Origin of the sequence: Weizmannia agrestimuris (assembly GCF_943193165.1) — a bacterium.
Taxonomy (GTDB): Bacteria; Bacillota; Bacilli; order Bacillales; family Bacillaceae_C; genus Weizmannia; species Weizmannia faecalis.
In genome coordinates this window covers 1-2,476 of record NZ_CALPDC010000092.1, presented here as the reverse complement: position 1 = coordinate 2,476, position 2,476 = coordinate 1, and the positions used below count along the sequence as shown (strand labels likewise).

Sequence of the window (2,476 nt, the reverse complement as noted above, 5' to 3'; positions counted from 1 at the left end):
CTTGGCTAATGGTTGGTCGCTACCTACCCCCATAGCGGACTTACACCGCCTAGCGAATCGCCATGCACGGCGCACTGAAATAAGAACGTGGCTTTTTTGCCACGCTCTTATTTCATTCTGCAAGCTTGCGAATCTGTTCATTTACATTTTCATGGCACAGGCCGCCGTGGTAGCAGATGACGGATTCAATATCAAAATCAAGCAGCTTTTTCAATGAAGCCATTGCGGTTCCCATATCAGGCGTGACTTGCTGTCTGGGGCCATGCAGTTTGCCGTTGTCTGCAACCATCGCATCCGCAGCGATCAATGTTTTGCTCTTTTTAAGATACAGGCAGCAATGGCCAGGCGTATGCCCCGGTGTAAAAATCACCTCTATTCCGCCGCCAAAAGGCAGAACTTCTCCATCCCCGATCACTTTGTCCACTTTCGCTTTCGGCGGATTCAAATACATCTGTTTCATTTCTTCCGGCATCGATTCCCATCTTGCCGGATCGATCTTTTCCGGATCCGCTTTGATCAGAAGCCTCTCCCCTTCGATATATGGCTTGTCCAGCCCGTGTGCGTACACCGTAATGGAATGGCCGGACTCTGCCAATATTTCCGGCACGCTGCCAATATGATCCATATCCTGGTGCGTCAGAATAACTGCGTCCAATTTTTCAAACGGCACGCCCGCCTTCTCCATTTCTGCACGGATCAAATCAAGCGAACCCGGCATGCCGGCATCTACCAAAACCGCTTTCTGTTCATCCCAGATCAAAGTGGGGTGAATGATAAAATGGTTCAGGTTGATTTCCAGCATCGCAACGCCCTCGGCAATTTTTTTCAATTGAATCCCTCCCATCTGCATTGTCTTTTCCATTTTATCACAAAAAACAGACAGCCCTATTCTGCTGCCTTTCGCTATTCTTTCCGAAGCTGGAGCTTATGGCGCTGGTGCGCGCCATCGCTGCACCAATAAGAAAAAGGAGGACTCCTGGCACGAGAACGTTAAAAACATGGGTGGCCATATTAGGCAGCACCGTACTAAATCCGTTTCTCGGTGAAGAACTCCCGGCCACGCCGGCAACGCCAACTTTATAAAACCACAATTGGAAACGGCATGTTAACCTTTTGCATCTCGATAGTTCTTGATAACGAATTACAATGGGCATTGCATCAACTGTCTCTCAAAATAAATGCAGCTGAAAGCGACGCCATTTTTTCGTAATAACGAACAAAATACTTTCTTTTTCGCAACATTCCTTTGTTTTCCTTGCTTTTTAAAAATATATTAAGAACAAATTGTTTTATATTACGAACAATTCGTTTTTCACTGAGGTGATTTATCCGAAAACAGCAAAAAGCCCTGTCTTTCAGAGATAGCCTTCTGAAAGACAGGGCGATATATTCACAATCCTTGAGCGCCTGCCAAAAGACCGGGGGTTGCCCTTCCGAAAAGCAGCCAGTATTTTACTTTAACAGCCCATACGCTTTTTTGTACACCGTATTTGCAATTTCTTTATGCCCTTTGTCATTGGCAAGCCAGCCATCGCTTTTGCCCGTGGCCGCTTTCTCTCCTTTCTGGCCGTGTGTATCGGAACGGTTCAGCCAGACAGATTCAATATTGGCAACAGGAACACCCTTTGCCTTCCCCACCTCTTCAATGGCGCGGTCATAAGTAAAAGACAACTGCCCGCTGTTCCAGGTGGTGAGCAAAATGATTTTTGTTTTCTTGCCGGTACTCTTTCTGATTTCATCCACAAAATGTTCGAGATCTTTCTTAAATTGGCCGGCAGAAACGTAAGTGTTTTTGGCATTCCGGTTCAGATCAAACGTACCGAACTCAATCGTCACAAGATCAGGATGATTGAAAATAATATGGGGAAGACTGTCTGCCCCATGTTCCTTCAGGCCGGCCCCGCTCTTGCTGTAGCCATTGATGGTCTTCACTTTATATCCAAGGCCTTGGTGAATGCGCGCAGCCAACAAAGCGGCATACGTTTTGCTTTTTTTCGTTGCAAAATCCCCTGCTGTCAGGCTGGAGCCGACCGGCAAATACACCAGTTCTTTCCCTTTATGTTTTTCGTAAATCTGTTTTGCCGCGCTTTCCTTTGCTGCCTTTGCCTCCAGGCTGCGCTTCTTTTCTTTTGCCAAGTCTTTTTTATATTGCTGCTGTGCTTTTTCAATCGTTTTTCCGGTGTTCGCCTGATAATACCAGTTACCGGTTCCCAGCACACCAGCCGTAATGAAAAACAATAAAACTACGAGCCATCCTTTTTTTCCCAAACTGCCGTCCTCCTGAATGGTTTCTGAGACTATTATACAAGATTTGCCTGTAAGAGGGAAAAAGGATAGGATGTGGTTGGGTATCCAAAAAAACTTGCTTTGCCGTATCCCATTACACCATGGATGCCTTTAGTGAACTACCCTCCACTTATCAACCTTACGGTTTGATTGAAGTGGGGGCTTCTCGACTTATCGTTGCTTTTACTAG

General features: G+C 46.2%; 2 protein-coding genes. Both read right to left on the bottom strand.

Annotated features, from left to right (window positions below; genetic code table 11):
* Positions 1-112: 112 nt before the first annotated feature.
* On the bottom strand, positions 113-829 hold the full coding sequence (locus tag NFR98_RS15630) for an MBL fold metallo-hydrolase (RefSeq protein ID WP_251460587.1): 717 nt from the start codon (positions 827-829) through the stop codon (positions 113-115).
* A gap of 623 nt (positions 830-1,452) precedes the next feature.
* Complete coding sequence (locus NFR98_RS15625) at positions 1,453-2,268, bottom strand: SGNH/GDSL hydrolase family protein (RefSeq protein ID WP_251460584.1); 816 nt, start codon at positions 2,266-2,268, stop codon at positions 1,453-1,455.
* Between the last annotated feature and the right edge of the window lie 208 nt (positions 2,269-2,476).